The 20,979-nt window shown below is 41.9% G+C and carries 21 protein-coding genes; 10 read left to right on the top strand and 11 right to left on the bottom strand.

Features of this window, described 5'->3' with window-relative positions:
- Window positions 1–131: 131 nt before the first annotated feature.
- From QZ407_RS16550 to QZ407_RS16540, 3 genes are read right to left on the bottom strand one after another with little or no spacing between them, the layout of a single operon-like run.
- Window positions 132–1,124 carry an MlaD family protein gene (locus tag QZ407_RS16550; protein WP_295773082.1) on the bottom strand — a complete coding sequence of 331 codons (993 nt, stop codon included), beginning with the start codon at window positions 1,122–1,124 and terminating at the stop codon, window positions 132–134.
- A 4-nt stretch (window positions 1,125–1,128) separates the two neighbouring features.
- Window positions 1,129–1,902 (bottom strand): ATP-binding cassette domain-containing protein, encoded by a 774-nt coding sequence (locus QZ407_RS16545; RefSeq protein ID WP_295773080.1) that lies wholly within the window; start codon window positions 1,900–1,902, stop codon window positions 1,129–1,131.
- Window positions 1,903–1,913: 11 nt separating this feature from the next.
- Window positions 1,914–2,723, bottom strand: a complete 810-nt coding sequence (locus tag QZ407_RS16540) for an ABC transporter permease (RefSeq protein ID WP_157539512.1) — start codon at window positions 2,721–2,723, stop codon at window positions 1,914–1,916.
- A 150-nt stretch (window positions 2,724–2,873) separates the two neighbouring features.
- Here QZ407_RS16540 and QZ407_RS16535 point away from each other — a divergent pair, with 150 nt between their 5' ends.
- The 5 genes from QZ407_RS16535 (at window position 2,874) to QZ407_RS16515 (ending at window position 8,050) form a co-directional block, all read left to right on the top strand.
- Entirely contained in the window at window positions 2,874–3,977 is a 1,104-nt protein-coding gene (locus QZ407_RS16535) for a glycosyl hydrolase (RefSeq protein ID WP_295773073.1), read from the top strand.
- A gap of 130 nt (window positions 3,978–4,107) precedes the next feature.
- A complete protein-coding gene (locus QZ407_RS16530; RefSeq protein WP_295773071.1) occupies window positions 4,108–5,274 on the top strand; it encodes an aldose epimerase family protein in 1,167 nt (388 codons plus the stop codon).
- A gap of 210 nt (window positions 5,275–5,484) precedes the next feature.
- The gene (locus QZ407_RS16525) at window positions 5,485–6,819 is read left to right on the top strand and encodes an alpha/beta fold hydrolase (protein WP_295773069.1); all 1,335 of its coding nucleotides are present in this window, start codon (window positions 5,485–5,487) and stop codon (window positions 6,817–6,819) included.
- Window positions 6,820–6,839: 20 nt separating this feature from the next.
- Window positions 6,840–7,694, top strand: coding sequence for a hypothetical protein (locus tag QZ407_RS16520; RefSeq protein ID WP_295773066.1), 855 nt, complete (start codon window positions 6,840–6,842; stop codon window positions 7,692–7,694).
- A gap of 77 nt (window positions 7,695–7,771) precedes the next feature.
- Window positions 7,772–8,050 (top strand): hypothetical protein, encoded by a 279-nt coding sequence (locus QZ407_RS16515; protein WP_295773064.1) that lies wholly within the window; start codon window positions 7,772–7,774, stop codon window positions 8,048–8,050.
- A 22-nt stretch (window positions 8,051–8,072) separates the two neighbouring features.
- On the opposite strand, the gene QZ407_RS16510 is transcribed toward QZ407_RS16515, so the two are convergent.
- The 3 genes from QZ407_RS16510 to QZ407_RS16500 form a co-directional block, all read right to left on the bottom strand.
- Window positions 8,073–9,224, bottom strand: a complete 1,152-nt coding sequence (locus QZ407_RS16510) for an MFS transporter (protein WP_295773063.1) — start codon at window positions 9,222–9,224, stop codon at window positions 8,073–8,075.
- Between the two features lie 92 nt (window positions 9,225–9,316).
- Window positions 9,317–10,129, bottom strand: coding sequence for a DUF4249 domain-containing protein (locus QZ407_RS16505; protein WP_295773060.1), 813 nt, complete (start codon window positions 10,127–10,129; stop codon window positions 9,317–9,319).
- A 4-nt stretch (window positions 10,130–10,133) separates the two neighbouring features.
- On the bottom strand, window positions 10,134–12,470 hold the full coding sequence (locus tag QZ407_RS16500) for a TonB-dependent receptor (protein WP_295773058.1): 2,337 nt from the start codon (window positions 12,468–12,470) through the stop codon (window positions 10,134–10,136).
- 169 nt (window positions 12,471–12,639) lie between these two features.
- Here QZ407_RS16500 and QZ407_RS16495 point away from each other — a divergent pair, with 169 nt between their 5' ends.
- Both QZ407_RS16495 and QZ407_RS16490 read left to right on the top strand, forming a co-directional pair.
- Window positions 12,640–13,494, top strand: a complete 855-nt coding sequence (locus tag QZ407_RS16495) for a pirin family protein (protein WP_295773056.1) — start codon at window positions 12,640–12,642, stop codon at window positions 13,492–13,494.
- A 101-nt stretch (window positions 13,495–13,595) separates the two neighbouring features.
- Window positions 13,596–14,579, top strand: coding sequence for an SDR family oxidoreductase (locus tag QZ407_RS16490; RefSeq protein ID WP_295773055.1), 984 nt, complete (start codon window positions 13,596–13,598; stop codon window positions 14,577–14,579).
- On the opposite strand, the gene QZ407_RS16485 is transcribed toward QZ407_RS16490, so the two are convergent.
- Window positions 14,580–14,819, bottom strand: coding sequence for a hypothetical protein (locus QZ407_RS16485; RefSeq protein ID WP_295773053.1), 240 nt, complete (start codon window positions 14,817–14,819; stop codon window positions 14,580–14,582).
- A gap of 138 nt (window positions 14,820–14,957) precedes the next feature.
- Here QZ407_RS16485 and QZ407_RS16480 point away from each other — a divergent pair, with 138 nt between their 5' ends.
- A complete protein-coding gene (locus QZ407_RS16480) occupies window positions 14,958–15,602 on the top strand; it encodes a DUF47 family protein (protein WP_157539501.1) in 645 nt (214 codons plus the stop codon).
- Here QZ407_RS16480 and QZ407_RS16475 read toward each other — a convergent pair.
- Window positions 15,599–16,726, bottom strand: coding sequence for a DUF3810 domain-containing protein (locus QZ407_RS16475; RefSeq protein ID WP_295773051.1), 1,128 nt, complete (start codon window positions 16,724–16,726; stop codon window positions 15,599–15,601). The two genes, QZ407_RS16480 and QZ407_RS16475, sit on opposite strands and share 4 nt — an antisense overlap.
- 61 nt (window positions 16,727–16,787) lie before the next feature.
- Window positions 16,788–16,985: a hypothetical protein gene (locus QZ407_RS16470; RefSeq protein WP_295773048.1), complete on the bottom strand. Its 198-nt coding sequence runs from the start codon at window positions 16,983–16,985 to the stop codon at window positions 16,788–16,790.
- Window positions 16,986–17,196: 211 nt separating this feature from the next.
- Between QZ407_RS16470 and QZ407_RS16465 the strand changes: the two genes are divergently transcribed.
- Both QZ407_RS16465 and QZ407_RS16460 read left to right on the top strand, forming a co-directional pair.
- Window positions 17,197–18,111, top strand: a complete 915-nt coding sequence (locus QZ407_RS16465) for a hypothetical protein (RefSeq protein WP_295773045.1) — start codon at window positions 17,197–17,199, stop codon at window positions 18,109–18,111.
- Between the two features lie 86 nt (window positions 18,112–18,197).
- On the top strand, window positions 18,198–18,896 hold the full coding sequence (locus tag QZ407_RS16460) for a DsbA family oxidoreductase (protein WP_295773043.1): 699 nt from the start codon (window positions 18,198–18,200) through the stop codon (window positions 18,894–18,896).
- Between the two features lie 67 nt (window positions 18,897–18,963).
- Here the strand turns inward: QZ407_RS16460 and QZ407_RS16455 are convergent, their stop codons facing one another.
- Together QZ407_RS16455 and QZ407_RS16450 are read right to left on the bottom strand one after the other, a co-directional pair.
- A complete protein-coding gene (locus tag QZ407_RS16455; protein WP_295773040.1) occupies window positions 18,964–19,968 on the bottom strand; it encodes a fatty acid desaturase in 1,005 nt (334 codons plus the stop codon).
- A 165-nt stretch (window positions 19,969–20,133) separates the two neighbouring features.
- A complete protein-coding gene (locus QZ407_RS16450) occupies window positions 20,134–20,943 on the bottom strand; it encodes an alpha/beta hydrolase (protein ID WP_295773038.1) in 810 nt (269 codons plus the stop codon).
- Between the last annotated feature and the right edge of the window lie 36 nt (window positions 20,944–20,979).

Below are 20,979 nucleotides of genomic sequence, written 5' to 3'. Positions count from 1 at the left end.
GCTCAATGCTGTTTTTCTTTGCGTTAATTATTTATTCACCTATACGCAAAAAAATAAAGCAATGTTGCATTTCGTTAACAAAATGCAACATTGCTTTATAACATACGGCTTAAGCAAGCCAGAATTCCTGATTATTTTTTTGGAGCTTCCTGAGCTTTCTTCTCCTCTTTTTCGCGTTTTTTGAAAAAGCCTCTTAACAAAAAGTTATGCTGAACAGCTTCAAGGTCGTCATTCAACTTAATTGAACTTTCATTAAGATAGTGAAGCATGCTTTTTAATTCTTCTGCCGATTTTTGATCGTTAAGCAATGCACCCATAGGATTATCAGTGCTGTTTAGCTTGGCACTTGCTTTATTTAAATTGTCTGTAAGTACACCGGCGTTAGCTGTTGCTTCCTGCAATTGATTGGCTGATTGCTGTAGTTTGGCAAATACTGCGGTATCAGTAAGCATTTTATCGGCAAGGCCACCTTTAGTATTCATTTTTACACCAAAGCGGTTAAGCTCGCTAGCCATTTGTGACGTGCGCAAGGTTGTGCTTTGAAGGTTGGCTACAACAGTTCTAAATTGTAAAGCCAATGCGGAGTCGGCCAGTAAAGAGCCTGCTAAACCTTTGCCTTCAACCATGTTTTTAGCCAGGGTTTTAAAGTCGGTGGTAATTGATACGAGGTTTTGATTGTTTTTTTGAAACGTCTTCATAATCTCGTCGGTATTAAGCATACCTTTTGAGTTCATAAGCGTGCCGTTTTCAATCACCGGAGCCGAAGGGGTGCCACCATCAATAGCTATAATTTTGTTACCAATAAACCCTTCAGAACTTATCTCTGCTACCGCATCTTTGTGAATGTATTGCTGGATTGATGGATCTACATTAAAATCAACATCAACCTGGTTAATACCGCTGAAGGTGATTTTTTTGATAGTACCCACCTTTACGCCCGAAAACCAAACGTTGTTACCTTTTATCAACCCCGACACGTTTGCGAAACGGGCACGCAGGTGCAAACCATCGTTAAAGCTTTTTTGCTGGTTGCCTAAGGTGAATATGCCTACAACAAAAATGAGCACACCTGCTGCTATAAACAGGCCTACCCAAAAAGCATACTTATTTTCTTTTAATTCCATTATATCAATCGGTAAAGTTATAGTCGTAAAACTGTTTCACGCGTACATCATCGGTATCAAAAACCTCTTCAAACGCACCCTGGCGTTGAAACTGTCCATCTAAAAGCATAGCCACCCTGTCGCCAACCGCCTTAGCGCAGGTAAGGTCATGGGTGATGATGATAGATGATGTATTAAAGCGCTCCTGCACGCTGTTAATTAAGTTATTTATTTCCATCGATGTGATGGGGTCAAGCCCGGCCGTGGGCTCATCGTACAGCATTATTTCGGGCCGTAAAATTAAGGTACGGGCTATGCCAATGCGCTTACGCTGACCGCCCGATAGCTCGGCGGGCATTTGATTAATGGTTTGCTTTAAACCAACGGCTTCAAGCACCCGTTCAACCATACTGTCAATCTCCTTGCGCTTTAAGTTTTTTTGGTTACGCACCAACGGAAACTCCAGATTTTTGCGCACGGTCATACTGTCATACAGCGCACTGTTTTGAAACGAAAAACCTATGCGGCGCCTAAGTTCCTGCAAATCGCGCGTGCTTATGCCAACCACTTCGTTCCCTAGTACGTTAACCTGCCCGGCATCGGCCCTTAACAAGCCCGATATTATTTTAATTAACACAGATTTACCTGTACCCGAGCGACCTAAAACAACAAGGTTTTCGTTTTTAAACAAGTCGAGGTCTATACCCCGAAGTACGTGATAGCTGCCGAAGGATTTTGTTAAACCCTTTATGCTTATCACTTTCTCGTTATAATTTATGGCGTGGTGTTGCTTTCCCATTTTTTATTTGTTTAGCGGAACCAGCCGGTTATTTGTACAATAATTACCTCTTCAATAAACACCAGGAACATGGCCGTAACCACAGCTGAATTAGCTGCCTTACCCACACCTGCTGTACCGCTTGATGAGTTCCAGCCCTTATAGCTCCCAACAATACCAATAGTAAAACCAAAGATGGTTGCTTTAGCTAACGATGAAAAGAAATCAATATATCCTAACGGTTGAAAAAACTGCTGAACATACGTTGTAAAACTGGTGCCTTCATTAACGTAAACATTCAGATAACCGCCAAGCATGGCAATCAAACCATTGTATACCGATAATAGGGGGATGGCAATTGTAGTTGCAAGCGTACGCATGCAAACTAGGTATTTAAATGGATGCGTTCCTGAAACTTCCATGGCATCAATTTGCTCAGTTACGCGCATTGATCCAAGCTCGGCACCAATACTTGAGCCTACGCGCCCGGCGCTGATGAGCGCTGTAACCAAAGGTGCAAGGGCACGCATAATAGCTATGGAAACCAAAGACGGAATCCATGAGGTTGCACCAAACTGCAGCAATGATGGCCTTGATTGTTTAGTAAATATTAAGCCTACAATAAAACCGGTTACGGTTATAAGCAGTAAAGAGCGTACACCCACTTCCCAGCATTGCTTTATTAGCTCCCTGAATTCGTACGGCGGTGCAAACACTTCTTTAAAGAAGCGGAATATGAAGCGAAATACATCATAAACATCAATAAAGAACTGTTTAAATCCTTTAAAAATTGATGGTTCGGCCTTTGGTAGCTCGGCAGATGTGCTGTTTTGTTGATCCATTTAAGAGGCCGTAAAATTACATCATATTTTTAACTAACCTAAAAAATGCCCTAAAGTTATGTTCGGGCAATGTAAAAACTTTTTAAAAACCCCATATTTGATTTAATGTTTTTCAAACTACAAGCCTTAGGTATTTTGCTGATAATAGGCATGTTAAATTTAGCTAAGGCACAAAGCATGATGCCGTCTGACTCACTTGCCACACCCGAAACCAAATACTTGTTTAACAGTATGCAAAAAATGGCCGGTAGCGGTGTAATGTTTGGCCATCATGATGATACGGCATACGGTGTAAATTGGAAACTCAAAGACAGCTCTGACGTGAAAAACGTAACGGGCGTCTATCCTGCGGTTTACGGCTGGGACCTTTCAGGCATCGAGCTTGACAGTTTGTGGGACATAAATCAAATTCCTTTTACAACCCAGGCAAAACTTGTGCGCCAGGCATACGAGCGGGGCGGTATAAACACGTTTTGCTGGCACATGAACAACCCCTTTACCTTAAAAACATCGTGGGATACATCAGCAGTTATTTTAAAACAGCTTTTACCTGGCGGTACCCATCACGAGGTATATTTAACCTGGTTGAACCGGGCTGCCAAATATCTCAGCACATTGCGTGGCTCGGCCGGTGAACCGATTCCTTTATTATTCAGGCCATTTCATGAGCTTACGGGCAATTGGTTTTGGTGGGGCTATGATAATGGTACTCCTGATGACCTGGCTTTGTTATGGCAGTTTACCGTCAACTATCTTCGTAACGAAAAGCATTTGCACAACCTTATAATGGTTTACTCGGCTGCCGATTTTTATACTGATTGGGAAATGATGGGCCGTTACCCCGGAGATGAATATGTTGATATACTAAGTTTTGACCGCTACCAGCTTGATAGTGCTGATACCTACCAAATTCACATGAAACGGCAGCTTGACATTATGCAGCAGGCAGCAACTGAGCATAAGAAGTTAACAGCAATTGCCGAAACCGGTTACCAGGGTATACCTGATACAAACTGGTGGACAAAGCAACTGTTACCTTTGCTATCAGAATACAAGCAGCTTTCTTACGTTTTAATTTGGCGCAATAATGGTCCTGAACATTATTATGCACCTTACCCGGGCCAGGGTAGTGCAGTTGATTTTTTTGAGTTTTATAAAAGCGATAGTGTATTGTTTCAGGACAAGCTGACGCCCTTGGCTGTGTATGGTCCGCAGCACCAGCAGCGGTATAATAAACAATATGAGACAAAATGATTAAATGTTGATAAGGCCATTATTGCTAATGCTGTTTTTTTTGCACATTTTAGGCCGCAATTAAAATCTTGCACAGTTGCAGGCAATATACATCAAACTAACCAACCCAAACAAACCAGTTATGCTCAATATGAAAAACAAAGGCTTTTATGCCGCGATGCTTGCCGCCGGATTACTATCTTTGGCCGCCTGTAATCAATCAACCCAAAAAACAGAAACCAACATGACAGACAGTACCGCTGCAGTGCAGCTTCCTGTGGCCAAAGATTTTGAAAAAGCCGTTGACGGAAAAGAAGTAAAATTATTTACCCTTAAAAACAGTAAAGGCGTTGAAGCCGCAATTACCAATTATGGTGGCCGCCTTGTGAGCTTACTTGTGCCCGATAAAAGTGGCAAAATGGTTGACGTAATTGCCGGTCCGGCTGGCCTGGACGGCTTTCAATCAGAAAAACCTAACTTTTTTGGTGCTACCATTGGCCGGTATGGTAACCGTATTGGCGGTGCTAAATTTACTTTAGAAGGTAAAGAGTACAGCCTGCCGGTAAACAACGGACCAAACACCTTACATGGCGGTAAAGATGGTTTTAACGCAAAAGTATGGGACGCAAAGCAAGTTGACGGACAAACTGTTGAGCTAAACTATACTGCTGCCGACGGTGAAGAAGGCTTCCCTGGTAACCTTAAAACTACAGTAGTTTTTAAATTAACTGACGATAATGCAGTTGAAATTAACTACACCGCTACCACTGATAAGGCTACCGTTATCAACTTAACCAATCACTCGTTTTTTAACTTGAATGGTGTTGGCAGCGGCGAAATTTTAAAACATACTCTGCAAATAGATGCGGACGGCATTACCGCTGTTGATGATAAGCTTATACCAACCGGAAAAATTGCACCGGTACAGAACACTCCTTTTGATTTTAGAAAACCTACCGAAATTGGTTCACGCATTGGCGAAGGTGATGAGCAAATCAAAAATGGCGGCGGTTATGATCATAACTTTGTATTAAACAAGCATGATTTAAAAACTGCTATTGCTACGCTGCAGGGCGATAAAACCGGCATTGTAATGGAAGTATTTACCGATGAGCCTGGAATTCAATTTTACAGCGGCAACTTTATGGCCGGTAAAGTTAATTTTAAAGGCGGGGCTAAAGATGAATACCGTACAGCGCTTTGTCTTGAAACTCAGCATTTCCCTGATTCACCAAACAAGCCATCGTTCCCTACAACGGAGCTCAAGCCGGGTCAAACGTACAAAACCACTACTATCTACAAATTTTCGGCTAAATAATATTACTGGCTGTGATAATTTGAACGGGCCGCCTGCATTTACAGGCGGCCCGTTTGTTTTTTAACTACGCAGAAATAGCTAACTGATATAACGAAATTTTCTTTGCAAATCATTTCGTATACAGCGCTTTTTGTAGCATATATTGTATCTTAGTAACCAAAATATTGCCATTATTACAGTTGGCGGTTATACAGTTTTAAGGTTGTATATATGCTGTTATTTATAAATGCTTTGTTGGTAAAACGTTCATTCGTACTTAAATGGCTTGCGTTGGTGCTTTGCTTGTATGCAAACTTTGCTTATGCGCAAGAGAGTGAAGACGAGGGTGAAATAACCATAAGTGCAGTACCTGCCAGTAAAGACGCTATCTACCGCGCTAACAGCAATATCAATTATAAAGTAGATCTTAAAAACACCTTCAACACCAAGCAAACGGGCACAGTTGGCTACCGGGTTTTGGCAATGGATGATAAGGAGATCATCCAAAAAAATGAGAATATAAACATTGGCCGTAAAGGCAGTAAAAGCTTAACACTGCGCATTCCCCCGCAGCAGGCCGGCTTTTATAAGGTGCAGTTTATGGTTAATTTTCCGGAGTACGATGATACCGTGCGCCGCACCTTTGGAGTTGACCCTGAAAAAATTAAGTCTCAACATGCCGCCCCGGCCGATTTTGATAGCTTTTGGGAAAAAACATTAGCTGATTTGGCTAAAGTAAATGGCAATTTCAAGGTAACCGAAATGCCCGATTCGGCACAGGACAACAGAAGAGTTTTTGCCATTGAAATGAAATCATTGGGCGATATCACTGTTCGCGGTTGGATGACCATTCCAAATACCAACAATAAACGCAAACGCTTTCCTGTTTTGTTAGGCTTGCCGGGTTACCAGGTAAATTTAAAGCCCATGTTTGGCTCAGATGAAGACCTGGCCATTGTTGTAATAAATGTAAGGGGACAAGGTAACAGCCGCGACCGCATCAGAACCCTGCGCGACGACTATATTTTTACCGGGCTGGAAGATAAGAACCGTTATGTTATGCGTGGCGCAATTATGGATTGTGTGCGCATGGTTGACTTTATCTTCTCGCGCGATGAGCTTGATCATGATAATATAATGGTATCGGGGGGTAGTATGGGGGGCTTTTTGTCAATTGCTACCGCAGCGCTTGATCACCGTGTTAAGTTATGCTCAGCACAAAATCCAATTTTGTGTGATGTTAAAGCTTTGCCCGGAAAGGTTAACTGGCCGCTTCGCGATTTTAACCGCTATATTAGGGCCAACCGTGGCCTTACGCTTGATAAGTTGCTCGACAACTTATCATACTTTGATACAAAGAACTTTGCAGCACGCATTAAGTGCCCTACACTCGTGGGCATTGGTTTGCTTGATCACCTTGCCCCGCCAGATAACGAGTACGCAGCCTACAATAATATACCCGGTAAAAAACACATGATAGTTTTTAGAGACCTGGGGCATGAAGTTGCCTTGTACTATAAGAATTATGAGGGCAGGTGGATGCGCGATACGTTTGCATTATTTTAGATCAGTAATACTTGAAAGTTTTGGCTAAAAGAATACTCTTTATCACATCGTTACTGTGTTTGCTGTTTGGTTTTGATGCCTACTGCGGCTGGCCTACGCGCCCGCGCCGGCTTATTTTGTCGCCCTCGTATTCATACTTTACCGCTAACAAGGACTGGGATTCGGTAGGCCGTAAAGTAAGCAGGCCGAATAATGGCACCTTCAGGTCGCACAGCGTGAGCCTGTATGCCGAATATGGCATTGTAAGGCGACTGGCAGCAACAGGCACCCTGCCATTTTTAAGCTATAATATTAAGGACGACACGGGCCGGAGCTTTGGCGTTTCAGGCTTTGGCGATATGGAGCTTGGATTAAAATATTATCTGGCTAACATAGGTTACAAATACTATTTTACCTTACAGGGAACAGGCATTGTGCCTTTATATAAAACAGAAGGGCTTGGCTTTGCGCAGGGAGGTGGAGAGTTGCGTCTTGGACTTTCGGGGGCAGGCAACATAGGTAAAAGCTTTTACTCGCTAAGCCTTGAAAATGCCGTGAGAAAGTATCTGGGAGATAACGGACCTATACAAGACCGTTACAGCGCTTCATTTGGTATTACACTTGATAAAAAATTTCACGACCAGTTATCAGTAAGCGTATCAGGTGTGCTATCAAAGAGTGATTTTACGGCTTTTACCCGTAACATATATACAGCGCGCGATTTTACATTTACACAGGTTAGCCTGAGTTACGGGCATACTTTTAATAATAGTTTTTCCATATTTTTAACCGGAGGCAGATTCATAACCGGCCGTAACACTACTATAGCCACAAATGCTTCGGTGGCGTTTATTTATAAAATAGACAACTTTTTAGGGCGCAAAATTTATTATTAAAGCATTAACTTACAGTCAATCAACATTGAAGATTATGCGGGCATAAAACATTAACCCATCTTTTGGCTTATATAAGTATGAATGCCTATCAACAAAAATGGATTAATGTGCTCAACAGCGCCAATATTAAAGACTGGAAAATTAAGCCACTTGACGATGATGCCATTGTTGTAGACTTACCTCAGGGAAGCAGCATGGACACCATTATGGAAAACCTTCCTGATGTAATAGCTACACTTTCTCTGGATATAACTATCCCAGGCGAACGCCTTAAATTTATTTTGAGACACAACGGAGAACACCGCGAGTACATACTCAACCCGACAGACCAAGATTTGAATACAGCGAAAAAATAGTTGTATTTGATTTGAATTGCAACTACAACTTCACCTTAGTTGAAATTGCAGTAACACAAAGGCCCATAATGGCAATAAGCACAAAGCTTACCCTAAGGCTAAATATGCCTGCAACAAACCCAATTACCGGCGGGCCTACCAAAAAGCCTATGAAACCTATGGTTGAAACCGCAGCCAAAGCCATGCCGGGCGACATAGTTTTTGATTTGCCTGCCACACTATAAACCATTGGTACAACAGATGAAACTCCAAAGCCCACCAATAAAAAGCCAAGCATGGCGGTAGGTATTTGTGGGAATATAACTGCAATAAGTAAACCTACGGCTGTAAGCAAGCCGCTTAATTGCAAGGTTTGTTTAAGTCCAAAACGATGAGCAAACCAATCGGCAATAAAACGCCCCATGGCCATAGTACACATAAACGCAGTATATCCTGCACCCATCCATCCGTTGTGTGCATTAAGTACCTTTTTAAAATAAATTACGCTCCAGTCAAACATAGCGCCCTCACAAATAAGTGAGCAAAATGCTATGATGCCGAGTTTAATAAGTGCTCTATCGGGCATGGCAAAGCCTTGGCGGGCTTCTGCAGGGCCTTTGTCATCAAGCAGGTAGCGGTAGGTTATTATTAATGCAATAATTACAATAACCGTCATGCCGGTGAAATGGTAAAAAGGGTTGATGTTTTTACCTATCATAAAAGTACCAATACCTGCACCGGTGAAACCGGCAAGGCTCCATAAGCCATGAAAAGATGCCATAATAGGCTTGTGATATATCTTCTCGGTGGCAACAGCTTGCGTATTCACCGCAATATTAACGCTGTTGCTGGCAAAACCAAAGACAACCATACAGCTCATAAGCATAGGCACACTTATGGCAGCACCAAGCCCAATTAACGCAACGCCATATGATATGATACCAACCAAAGCAAGCCTGCGGCTACCAATACGTGATATAAGCCAACCTGCTGCGGGCAACGAAACAATAAGGCCAACCGGTATACAAAATAGTATAGCACCTAAAGCAGCGTCAGAAAGATTAAGTGTTTGCTGAATAGTTGCGATGCGCGATGCCCAACTGGCAAATATAAGGCCGGGCAAAAAGAAAGCAATGCTAACCGCAGTGCGCAAATAGTGTTTAGGAAAAGGAAGTGACGCTGCCTGATCGCTCATGTAAATTGTTGGTGTATTTGGTACAAAAATACATTTTTGTTAGCCGCTAAGTTGACAACTCAGGGTTCTGACGTGTAAAAATTACACTTATGTTATGGTACGGTTATAGATATGGCCTGATGAGTATGGGCGCTAAAGTAACCCAGCGCTCCGTTATTAATATTTGACGGAGGATTTCCTGGAGTAGTTCCTCCACCCGGGCCGCCACGGCTTTGCTGTCGTAATGTAAACCAGTAGTTGAAAATATTTTTGTCAATGTTCTGCATTTCAACCTCGGCTACATCGCCGCGTTTCAATTCATTGCGCTCGTCGTCATCCTCCGTATCGGGGTAAAGCTCGTTTTTGCTTAAGTTACCGTCTTTAAGCCGGTCATCATAAACATATACGCGATTTGTTTGACGGCCATTAATTCTTAAAATATAGCGGTAATAATTTGGAACGCCTTTAGGGTCGGTGTAATGTACGGCCACCAGTTTGCGTGTGCGGCTGCCAAAGGTAATATCCGTTAATGTAATTGAATCGGCCCTTACCTGTGCAGGCATGGTAGAGCTTGCTGTATACACGTTATTCTCAACATTTACAGTCAACGTATAAGTGCGGCCCGGGCGCCCCAGTATACTTACTGATCGGTATACGCCTGGCGTTTCTTCTGTAAAATTCCAGCTGTTGCCTGCGTTATCTTTCACATTTACCAAAGCGCCTCTTACAGCAGGGTAAACGTTAGGGTTAGTGTAATCAACAGTGCGGCTTATTTTTATAGTTTGCTGCTGGCGTATATTGGTGATGTTTCCTTCAATTACCAATTGCGAGGGCGAAGTATCGGTTTTTACATCTATAACCTTTTCGCACGACGTAACAGCTACTGCGATAATGAAAAATACAACCAGATAAAAAAGGCTTTTCATTTCATTAAAATTTAAAGTTCCAGGTAACAGATGGAATTATACCAAATAACGCAGTTTGTACGGCTTCTGTTCGGGTTGGGTCATTAGGTACATCTCTAAAATCAATAGAATATGGGTTTTTGCGGTTTAAAGCATTGTACAACCCAAATGACCAGCTAGACCTAAAACGCTTGCCGGTGTCTTTACCTTCTAACGTGGCGCTTAAATCAAGCCTTCCGGTGTAGGGCATTCTGCTTGCATTGCGTTGCGTGTAAAAAAAGGAGGTTACGCCGCCAATTTCATATTTGCCGGCAGGGTAGGTTACTGCGTTGCCAGTATTATAAATATAATTACCAGAAAAGGTCCAGCGTTTATTCAGTTTGTAAATACCCACAACAGCCAGGTCATGGGTGCGGTCTTGCCGGGCCGGGAAGTAACTACCATTATTTAAGCCTGCAAATTTCCGTTCGGTACGTGACAGCGTGTAGCTTATCCAACCTGTTAGTTTACCCGTGCGTTTTTTTGCATAAAGTTCAAGCCCGTATGCGCGGCCGCTTCCAAATAGCAGCTGCGATTCAACATCGGCGTTTGCTAACAAGCGGGCAGCATCCTTGTACTCAATTTGGTTCTGCATCCACTTGTAATAAGTTTCGACCGAAAACTCATAGGCATTGTCTTTTATGTTTTTAAAAAAACCGAACGCCACCTGATCCGCAATTTCGGGGCGGATGTTATTGCTGCTCATTACATATTGATCGGTAGGGGAGCTTGAGCCCGAGTTAGATAGTATATGTATGTTTTGCGTGTTACGATTGTATGATGCTTTAATGGAGTTGCGCTCGTTTATAGTATAGCTTGCCGAAAACCTTGGCTCCAAATTAAAGTAGTTTTGTACAAATTTTCCGCGTTCGTAGGTTTGTGACGTTGCTATGTCGCCGTTGCTATTATAAGTGCTAAAGGTGCCCGGCCCATGCAGGCTAAACCAGCTTGTACGCAATCCATACAGCAAGTTAAGACGGTTGCTAACGTTATATTCGTCAGAAATGTATGCCGAGCTTTCAAGACCGTAGCGGTTTTCAATTGATAGCGGATTAAAGCTTGAAGATGAACCCGGTGCCAGATCAGAAGGCGCAATGCGGTGATGCGTAGCCTGTGCGCCGAAACGCAAGGTGTGCTTATTGCTGAAATATTGAAAATCTTGCTTTAAGTTATAATCACGTATAAGCGAGGTAGCCCTGAAATTATTCACCTCATCGAGTAATTCAACGCTGTAGCTGTATTTATTATATATAAGTGAAGTGTTTGAGAATAACCGGCTGTTAAAAATGTGATTATAACGCAGTGTAGCGGTTGTATTACCCCAATCGTTGGTAAAAAGGTCTTTAATGCCAATGTTGTCTTGCCCAAAGTAGCCCGAAAGGTAGATGGTGTTTTTGTCATCGAACTTATAGTTTACCTTGGCGTTCAGGTCGTAAAAATTGAGCGTATTGCCTTTGATGTTGCTGTCAGGAACCGCCTTTAATATAAGGTCGATGTAAGTTCGGCGAGCGCTGATCATGAAAGAGCTTTTGTCCTTAATAAGCGGCCCTTCCAGCTTTAACCTCGATGATATAAGCCCAAGCCCGCCCTGCATACTGAAATTTTTGCTGTTGCCATCATTCATCTTCACATCAAGCACCGATGATAAGCGCCCGCCGTATTGTGATGGCATGCCGCCTTTATACAAGTCGGCAGTCTTTATAGCATCGGCGTTAAAAGTTGAGAAAAATCCTAAAAGGTGTGATGAGTTGTAAACTGTAGCTTCATCAAGTAAAATGAGGTTTTGATCAGATGCGCCACCGCGTACAAAAAAACCGGTATTACCCTCACCACCCGATTTTACGCCCGGTAAAAGTTGGATGGTTTTAAGCACGTCTTTTTCACCAAACAAAACGGGCAAATTGTCAAGCAATTTCATGTCAAGCTGTTCAACGCCCATTTGCGGGCTGCGCACATTTTGATCTTTGCGGTCGCGGGCACTTACAACAACTGCTGTAAGTTCGTTTCCGGCTTTCATATCAACATTAAGGCTGGTGTTTTTTGATAGTTGTATGCTTTTAGTAACCAACTGGTAGCTTACGTAGCTGACACTTACGGTGTAAGTACCCTCGGCAACAGTAAGTGAGTAAAAACCGTAGCCGTTAGTTGCAGTGCCTGCTTTGCCATTGGGGCCATCAATTTTTACAGATGCGCCAATAAGAGTTTCGCCGGTGGCTGCGTCACGAATGGTTCCGCTTATGGTAAATTTCTTTTGCGCAGCTGCGTTAAAGCAACAAAAAAATAATAACGGCAGCAGGAGGTAGAAGGTAGATTTATATTGCATGCGTTGAAGTACAGCAGCGCAAAGCTTACATTTTTGTGCTTGATGAATTCAGTTTAAGTGTATTAGGACTGAAACTGCGAATATGCTTTTTTATTGTGATACTTGCGTAAGTTTATTTTAAACAGCACCTGGTAAAACATAAGCTGTTAAAACGCTTTTTAATAAAAATATGAGAAGCATAAAGAGAATACATGAGGCGGCTTATTCGCCTATTGCTGATTTGGTCACCTATAGGGCTTTGCCAACACAATCAGTTGAATATATAGATCCGTTTTTATTTCTTAATCATCACGGACCACAGGTTTACGCGCCGCATAACCATGGCCTGCCATTTGGCCCGCACCCGCATAGGGGAATGGAAACCGTAACCTTTATTTTAGAAGGTGATATAGCTCATAAAGATAGCAGCGGACATGAAAGCGTTATTAAAGCCGGCGGCGTTCAATGGATGCGCGCAGGCAGCGGCTTAATTCATGCCGAAGTATCATCTGAAGAATTTATTGATGAAGGCGGACCACTTGAAATTTTGCAGCTTTGGGTAAATCTTCCGGCACGGCTAAAAATGGCTAATCCCTATTATGTTGGCAAACAGCGTGAAGAAATACCGGTACTGCAGTTTGATGAGGGTAAGGTAACGGCCAACCTTATATCGGGTAAGTGGCAAAACACCAGTGGTGCTTTTGAATCAGAAACTGGAATTTTTTTGAGTACGATATACTTTAAACCGGGGGCGAAACTCGAAGTTGAAATACCTGATGCACATCAGATATTTTTTTACGTTATAAGCGGCGAACTTATTGTTAACGGCACAGCTGTTCGTTCACTACACCTCGCCGAGTTTAATAATGACGGCAACAGCCTTACCATTGAAGCCAAACCCAACAGTGTTCTGTTGCTTGGCCATGCCATGCCGTTTAATGAACCGGTAGTATCACATGGGCCATTTGTTATGAATACGGAAGAAGAAATTATGCAAGCCTATGATGATTACCGTAGCGGAAAGTTTGGCAGCTGGAATGGTTAATATGTTATAGTAATTAAATAAAAACCGTTGGAATTCTTTTCCGAAACTTTTAATTCAGAATTTGGTTTTATTAACTTAAACTTTTACACACTACATTATATATGAGCTTAAAGCCATCAGTACCTTTAAATAAACAAACTGTTGTAATAACCGGTGCTACAAGCGGCATTGGGAGGGCAACTGCCCTTGAATTTGCACGCTATGGAGCAAAACTGGTACTGGCCGCCCGTCAAAAAGATGTGTTGGATGAAATGGTAAATATATGTGACCGGCTTGGTGGCAAGGCAATAGCAGTGGTGACTGATGTGACTGATGCACAAGCTATGGTTCAGTTAGCTAAAGATGCCTGTTTGTTTGGAGGAAGCCTTGATGTTTGGGTAAACGTTGCCGGCATAGGTGCCCTGGGCGAATTTACCACCATACCTATAGAGGTGCACGAGCAAATTATACGAACCAATTTAATGGGTTATATAAATGGAGCTCACGCAGCATTGCCTCATTTTAAAAAACAAAAGAGGGGAGTGCTTATCAACTTAAACTCGGTAGGTGGGTTTGTTGCCTTTCCGTACTCAGTATCTTACACCGCGAGCAAATTTGGATTACGTGGATATTCAGAGGCCTTACGTGCCGAATTACAGGATTGCCCGCGTATACATATATGTGATGTATTCCCAGGTTTTGTTGATACACCAGGGCCAAGCCATGCCGCTAATTACACAGGAAAAGTGTTGAAACCAGCGCCGCCTGTTGTGCCAACTTATAAAGTTGCTCACACGGTTGTATCATTGGCTCGTAATCCTAAAGATTCGGTTACTTTAGGTAGCGCAGCTTACTTTGCGCGCTTTGGTCAATGGCTGTCACCAAAATTAACACGTTTCAGTTCGGCCAAGTTCATGCAGTTGTATCTTAAAAAGGCCGAACCTGCACCCGTAACCAACGGCAGTATTTTTAGCCCAACAGGTGCTGATAATCAAATTTCGGGCGGATATACTTCAAAGAAGGTAAGCGGCAAAAAACTGGGAAAATATGCAGGCGTAGCCGGTGTAATAGCCGGTGCATTGTATGTTATTAAAAAGCTACGCTAATCAGGCAGCTTTAAATAGTAAAGCAACTTCTTTTAGCTGTGGTTCATCAATAAGTGCAGGGTTATTAAACTGTTGCATTATAAGCTGCCGCGAAAAGTTGATATGCCCTTTTGTAGTTTTGACCATTACACCAAACTCGTGTGGTATATGGTCTTTGTAGTCGCCTATGGATGCATTGAAATCGGCAAGGCGTATAAGTAATTCAACAATAGCGTATGTAGGGAGCGTGTCTTTTGACATGCGGCAAATTTACTTTAACAATTTTGTAATCTAATATTAACATTTTGTTAATCACTTGGCCGAGTATTAAGTGGTATACTTAAAAAAATATTAAATTTTGTTGAAGTTTGGCGTATATTGCATAGCCAATAATGTACTATGAGCAGCGTATTAAGTAAATTTCTTCCTGATAATGATCAATTGTTTTTTGGTTTGTTTGACAGCGCCGCTGCCAACTGTGCCACCATGGCAAAGCTGCTAAATGAAGCAGTACAAGGTAAATGGGAGCCGGAACAAAAAACTGAATTTGCTCAAATAAGCCGTCTTAAAACACATTCTGCCGAAATTAAGCGTCAGGTGTATTATACGGCCGGTAAGGCGTTGGTATCACCTTTTGAACGTACAGATATATATGACCTGGCATCGGCTATAAGTGCTGCATCTGATTATGTAGACTCATCGGCAAGGCGTATTAACTTATATTCGTTAAGCAGCATAACACCGCCTATGCTTGAATTATGCGGTATTATTAATGAAGCTGCACAACAGGCTCAATTATGTTTAAAGGCGCTTCGGAACTTATCAGATCGTGAAGCCATTACCACATTATGTACCCGTATTAAGCAGCTGGAACACGATGCAGATGATGTATACGACAGGGGTTTTGCTCAGCTAAATGCTCATGAAACCGACTCAATTCAACTCATCAAGCATAGCGAAATTCTAGGTGCACTTGAACGCACAACAGATAAGTTCGAGGATATTGCCTTTGTTGTGGAGAGCATTTTGGTGAAAAACAGTTAATCTGTTATTTCCTGCTTGATATTTATCTTATGCAGCGCGGCTTCTCTCTTAAAATACGCCATCGTTAAAATAATCATGCGGTTGTATGTACGTATGCCTTCAGGCTGGTTGTTCAGCTTGAGGAAGCTATCGTAAAACAAGCCACTGATTGCGTTAAGCTTTGATTCGTATTTTTCCCAATACTGGTTATCGGCTTTAAGATCTCGCTTAACACCGGTAGATAACCGGAGTTTCAATTGTTTAAACCCTATACTGTCTCGCCTGTAAATGTTACGCATAAACTCCTGCATAGCCATATAGTAACCCGAATATTTCAGCAATACGTCAGATGACTGTTTTGCCGCTAAAAACCCCACAAAATTAGCTTCATCCTCGCGTGCAAAACCAATTTGGTGTGCCAGCTCATGGCATGAGGTAAACGGGCGGCTTGTTTTTGGCATGCTGTAGTTAACCTGCGCTTCGCCGGTAAGTGGATTGAAATACCCTGCAGTACTGAAGTAATTTATAAGTGGTGTAAACAATGCTGGTTTAACTGATGGGTAATGGCTTTTGAAATTATTGTTGGTGTAAGCAAGTCCTTTTATTGCATTGATCGCCTGATTATAAATCTGCGTATTGCTGACCGATAAATCTTTTGCCGTAAGCCTTGCCCTTGTTGCATTCGTGCTATCTATCATTAAAGCAGTTACAGCTTTAAGCTCCGTTAGGGTATAAACACTATCTGTTAAATTTAAGATTTGAGCAGCGGGCGGGCGCGAATAATTCAACCCCCAAAACAAGTAAAAGATTACAGCAAACGTTTGTAAGCCTATAATAAATCTTAATATGTTAATCTTTATTGCCGAGTGTTTTTTTCCAACTAGAGATTTTATGAAGCTGACTATAGAGTAGATTAATGCGGCAATTAAAAAAATATATATAAGGTCGCCGATGCTTATTGGCAACCAACCAAATACGAAGTGCAATACAAGGCTTATACCTTGGTAAAAGCCATTAGTGTAATACACGTCAACAAAATCAGGGTAGCAGCCTGCTATAAACAGCAGGAATAATGTTACCGTAAGGCCGGTAATAATAAAAAGTACGTTGTGTTTTCTTTGGGAACTGCCCGCTGAACTAAACATGGTGCAAAATAATGTTGCACCATATAAATAGCAAATCAACCACTAAAAATGTGCGATTATTTTAATCTTCGTCTTCTTTAATTTCTTCCCAATACACGGTGTTTAAAAAAACGCCGTTTTTGCTTGCTACGTCAGCTTTTACAGCTTCCAGTTTTTCTTTGCGCTGCTCATCACTCAAGCCGGCATCTAACGAGTAGTAGAAAATTACGTTGTCTGTTCGGCTATTAATGAACTTATAATGTTTTACGGGCGTTTCCATAGTACTAATGTTATATGGTTTGTTTAAAAGGCAAATACAATAGTATAACAAACTAAAGTAAAAGGAGTTCTTATTGCTTAATGCATTCTTAAACAATTCTAATTTTTGCAAATTTGAATGTTTGCATCGTTATGATTGATACATTATTAACGATATGGAGCTTCTGTTATTTTAATTATAACTTTTCGCTTAAATTTGCGTTTTGATTTAAATGATGACACGTCCGCGTAAATGGCAGTTTTTGTGGCCGGTGCTAATTTTAGCGCTCGAACTGGCAGCCTATGCGCAAAATAAAAGAGACGACAAAAACTATGTGGCCGGTAAATTAAAAAGTGAGCTTAACAATGAAACGTCGGGCATAGCCGCATCATCAAAACATCAGAACTTATTTTATATTCATAATGATAGCGGTGATGAAGGGCGCTTCTTTGCTATAAGCCCCGATGGAGCGCTAAAAGGAGTATATAAATATTCGGCCGATGGCGCACCCGGTTATGGTGTGCGTGATTGTGAAGATATTGCTGTTGGGCCTGGACCTGATTCAACAAAAAGTTATGTTTACATTGGTGATATAGGCGATAATGGCGAAAACTACCCAAGTATAAATATCTACCGTACCGAAGAGCCTGACCTTTATGCAAAGGCCGACAGCACGGTGCGAGTTAAGCATGCCAATTTAACGTTAAGATACCCAGATGGGCCTCATGATTCCGAAACGCTGATGATCGATCCGCTGGAAAAACTACTTTACATAGTTACCAAGCGTCATAAATCAGTAAGCGTGTATACCGCACCTTTACTGTTTAATAATAATGATACGGTGACCTTAACCAAACGTGCTGACCTGCACTTTAGAGGTTTGCAGCCTTTTAAATGGATTGTTAGCGGCGACATATCAAAAGACGCTAAACAGGTAGTTTTAAAAAGTTACAGCCGTATTTATTATTGGAGCAGGCAGGGCAACGAACCCATATGGCAAACACTGCAGCGCAAGCCACAACAGCCTGCCTATGAGCAGGAACGTTTGGGTGAAGCCATAGGCTTTGCCGCAAACGGCCGCAGCTATTATACCGTAAGTGAAGGTATGAAGCAGCCTATATTCCATTATGCCGTTCCTAAAAAGTAACTAAGCTGTCATTCAATCGTAATACCTGCTGGTATTGCAGCTAAGCATTTATAATGCTTGCTACATTTGGCTTTATTGTTATTGCTATGAAAATAAAAATATGGTCGGATGTGATGTGTCCGTTCTGCTACATTGGCAAACGGCGGTTTGAGCAAGCTTTAAACGCTTTTGAATTTAAAGACGATGTGGAAGTTGAATGGAAGAGCTTTCAGCTTAATCCAGCTCTTGAAACCAATCCCAATATCAGTATACACCAGTACCTTGCCGATGCCAAAGGCTGGACAATAGATTACGCAAAACAAGTTGGCCAGCAGGTAACCGAAATGGCCGACCAGGTTGGCTTAAGTTATAACTTCGATGATGCAGTGGTAGCTAACAGCTTTAATGCACATCGTTTTACTCACCTGGCAAAAAAATACAATAAGGGCGATGCAGCCGAAGAGCAGCTATTTAATGCCTATTTTACTAATGGCAAAAACATTGATGATGACGATACACTCGCATCTATGGGTGAAGCTATTGGTATTGACAGCGAAGAGGTAAAAGCTATGCTTAATAGTGATGATTACAAGCACGACGTTAGCATTGATATAGACGAAGCGGCTCAGCTTGGCATAAGAGGAGTGCCGTTTTTCGTAGTGAATGACCGCTATGCTGTATCAGGAGCACAGGCAACTGAGGTTTTTTTAAACACGCTGATAAGCGCATATGCCGAATATCAACAGCCCAATCACACCAACAATAGCGACGAGGATGCAAGTTGCGATGCTGATGGTAATTGCTGATAATTTATCATAGAAAAAGAAAGGGGATGCGGTAAGCATCCCCTTTCTTTTTCTATGACGTTTAAGCTTAAGCTACACTTACCTCAGGTTCGGTAGCATCAAGTGTTTTAGCTTTAGGAGCCGCTATTTTGCCACGGTTAGTACGGGCTGTACGTGAAAATACGGACAGTTCGCGGTCAAATAAAAATTCGAACAGTAAGCGGGTGTAAGATGTATGATAACCTAAATCCTCGTAATGCTTGCCTGCAATTGCCTTAACTTTTGGAAGGTTGTTCCATGGAATTGAAGGAAAATCATGGTGCTCGTTATGAAAGCCAACATTAAGGTTTGGTCCGTTCAGCCTGCCATAATAGCTTTTTGTTTCTTGCTCACCGTGAGTTAAGAAATGCTCCTGAACCCAACGCGCTCCCAGCGGGTGTAATCCAACCGAGAAGAAGAAGCTTAAAACAAGGTACAATACAGCTTTCCAGCCTAAAAAGTAAACTACCGCACCGGTGAAGGCAATTTGTATTAACCAATTAACTGCTGTCCAGCCGTCAACCAAGTTAATTTCTTTTAAGCGGAACGGACGTAAAGCCTGGAAAATAGGGTAGAACAACAACCATATGGCTTTACCAAAAGTTGAGTTATTAATAAGTTTAGCCTCCCAGCGAAAAGGCATATCAGCATCTAAAGCTTCAACGCCCTGAAATGAGTGATGCTTTAAATGATATTTTTGGAACGACACAGAGCTTGGCAGCAATGTAGGCAAATTGGCAAAGATGCCTGCCCAGGTATTAGCAGTCTTGTTTTTAAAAATTAAGTTGTGGGCACATTCATGAATGCACACAAACAACGTATGGCAGGCAAAGGCACCTATACAATAAGCAGCCAGTGCAATCCAGTACCATGCTGCATCTTTAAGAAAATAAGCAGCGGCAATTTGTACCCCAACACAAAGTGATATAACTAAAAAAGTATACGGATTACGACCTATAAGGGTGCGCAATTCCGGATGTTCTTTAATAATGGTCTTTGTCCTGTGTTTGTGCGGTTCGCTCTCATCAGACCATCTAAAACTTTTTTTCTTCATACTTAATGTGGTAACTTAATTTGTGTTTGTAAAGATAATAAAGGTAAATAAAATTAAGATTTGCTAAAAATTTATATTTATAAAGTCGCTGATAAGTAAAAAAGCCTCATCACCCGGTTTATAACGCTGGGTGTGAGGCTTAATTGCACAAATATTAAGAATTAGTTAAGATTCGATGTCAATTGGCTTTGCGTTATAAACCGGAGCATTTTCTTTTTCGTCAATCCAGCTTGATACGGTTTGTAAAACCTCTTCCCAACCAGGTTCGTTGCAAATGAAATGACTGCGGTTTGCAAACGTTTTATGGTCGGTAAAACTAATTTCATCTGTATAGGCTTTTGCGTTTTTTTCGCATAGCTCGTAAGGGATAATCTGATCTTTTTCACCGGCAATAAACAGCATTGGTACGTGCGGTAAATCAAGGTCAACTTTACCATCTTCACCTAAACAATCGCGTAGTACATTTCGGCTGTCATTGGTAGCTGTGTCTTGCCAAGCCTGCTTAGCAGCCTCTTCGCTCATGGTATTGGCAAATGAGCCATGAAAGCTCTCCGCATCCATTATAAATGCATCATCGCCTTTGAGCGGGTTTGTTATAAGCGCGCTGTTTTTTACAAAGCCCCAGTCAAATGAAATCATGGCATTGGGTGCCACTGAGCTTATCGGCACTCCAAGTTTAGCTACACCCTCATTAACAAGTATTTGGGTAATAATTCCACCTACAGAATGGCCAATAATTATTGGCTTTTCAGTTTGCGCGGCGGCAAGCCGGCGATATTTGTCAGTAATTGTTGCTAAACGTAACTCGCCTAAGCCGGTTGGCACGTTCGCCCTAAGCTCGGCAGGTTCGCCTTCGTGCAGCGGCCATGATTCTGCTATGCAATTGTACCCTTTAGCGGTAAAATGTTCAACCCAGTTTTTCCAGCATTTAGCGTTCTGAAACATGCCGTGTATAAAAATGATAGTGCCTTTCATAAGTAAATTGATTTTTGAATAAATTATTGTATTAAA

Source organism: uncultured Mucilaginibacter sp. (genome assembly GCF_913773635.1).
Lineage (GTDB): Bacteria > Bacteroidota > Bacteroidia > Sphingobacteriales > Sphingobacteriaceae > Mucilaginibacter.
The sequence above is the reverse complement of the archived record's forward strand: the minus strand, read 5'-3'. Positions and strand labels throughout refer to the sequence as shown.

Coding starts and splice junctions, on each gene's coding strand:
- QZ407_RS16550 (WP_295773082.1), bottom strand. CDS start 1,124: ATGGAATTAAAAGAAAATAAGTATGCTTTTTGGGTAGGCCTGTTTATA.
- QZ407_RS16545 (WP_295773080.1), bottom strand. CDS start 1,902: ATGGGAAAGCAACACCACGCCATAAATTATAACGAGAAAGTGATAAGC.
- QZ407_RS16540 (WP_157539512.1), bottom strand. CDS start 2,723: ATGGATCAACAAAACAGCACATCTGCCGAGCTACCAAAGGCCGAACCA.
- QZ407_RS16535 (WP_295773073.1), top strand. CDS start 2,874: ATGTTAAATTTAGCTAAGGCACAAAGCATGATGCCGTCTGACTCACTT.
- QZ407_RS16530 (WP_295773071.1), top strand. CDS start 4,108: ATGAAAAACAAAGGCTTTTATGCCGCGATGCTTGCCGCCGGATTACTA.
- QZ407_RS16525 (WP_295773069.1), top strand. CDS start 5,485: ATGCTGTTATTTATAAATGCTTTGTTGGTAAAACGTTCATTCGTACTT.
- QZ407_RS16515 (WP_295773064.1), top strand. CDS start 7,772: ATGAATGCCTATCAACAAAAATGGATTAATGTGCTCAACAGCGCCAAT.
- QZ407_RS16510 (WP_295773063.1), bottom strand. CDS start 9,224: ATGAGCGATCAGGCAGCGTCACTTCCTTTTCCTAAACACTATTTGCGC.
- QZ407_RS16505 (WP_295773060.1), bottom strand. CDS start 10,129: ATGAAAAGCCTTTTTTATCTGGTTGTATTTTTCATTATCGCAGTAGCT.
- QZ407_RS16500 (WP_295773058.1), bottom strand. CDS start 12,470: ATGCAATATAAATCTACCTTCTACCTCCTGCTGCCGTTATTATTTTTT.
- QZ407_RS16495 (WP_295773056.1), top strand. CDS start 12,640: ATGAGAAGCATAAAGAGAATACATGAGGCGGCTTATTCGCCTATTGCT.
- QZ407_RS16490 (WP_295773055.1), top strand. CDS start 13,596: ATGAGCTTAAAGCCATCAGTACCTTTAAATAAACAAACTGTTGTAATA.
- QZ407_RS16485 (WP_295773053.1), bottom strand. CDS start 14,819: ATGTCAAAAGACACGCTCCCTACATACGCTATTGTTGAATTACTTATA.
- QZ407_RS16480 (WP_157539501.1), top strand. CDS start 14,958: ATGAGCAGCGTATTAAGTAAATTTCTTCCTGATAATGATCAATTGTTT.
- QZ407_RS16475 (WP_295773051.1), bottom strand. CDS start 16,726: ATGTTTAGTTCAGCGGGCAGTTCCCAAAGAAAACACAACGTACTTTTT.
- QZ407_RS16470 (WP_295773048.1), bottom strand. CDS start 16,985: ATGGAAACGCCCGTAAAACATTATAAGTTCATTAATAGCCGAACAGAC.
- QZ407_RS16465 (WP_295773045.1), top strand. CDS start 17,197: ATGATGACACGTCCGCGTAAATGGCAGTTTTTGTGGCCGGTGCTAATT.
- QZ407_RS16460 (WP_295773043.1), top strand. CDS start 18,198: ATGAAAATAAAAATATGGTCGGATGTGATGTGTCCGTTCTGCTACATT.
- QZ407_RS16455 (WP_295773040.1), bottom strand. CDS start 19,968: ATGAAGAAAAAAAGTTTTAGATGGTCTGATGAGAGCGAACCGCACAAA.
- QZ407_RS16450 (WP_295773038.1), bottom strand. CDS start 20,943: ATGAAAGGCACTATCATTTTTATACACGGCATGTTTCAGAACGCTAAA.